Genomic DNA, 231 nt, shown 5'->3' on the forward strand with positions numbered 1-231 from the left:
GTCCTGACCCGCGTGCGCGAGAACGGTGAGAGCATCGCGCTGCTCGGCGGCGAAGAGGAAGAGCGCGACGGCATCAACAAGACCTTTTCAAAAGTGCTGCAGCAATGGGCGCGGCTCGCTGGCCAGCATATGCGCACCACGCTGGTGTCGCATGGATCGGGCCTCATCGCGCCGGTGGTTCCGATATTATTGTGCGCGCCAAAATTTCTCGAGGGCAGCATGACGCTGGGC

1 pseudogene is annotated in these 231 nt (G+C 62.3%); it reads left to right on the forward strand.

Annotation, left to right across the window (positions count from 1 at the left end):
• Positions 1-231: pseudogene (locus tag QSV46_RS41240) on the forward strand (ABC transporter ATP-binding protein/permease); the annotation flags it as partial.

It is taken from the genome of Bradyrhizobium cosmicum (assembly GCF_032290525.1).
In the GTDB taxonomy this organism is placed as follows: domain Bacteria; phylum Pseudomonadota; class Alphaproteobacteria; order Rhizobiales; family Xanthobacteraceae; genus Bradyrhizobium; species Bradyrhizobium cosmicum_A.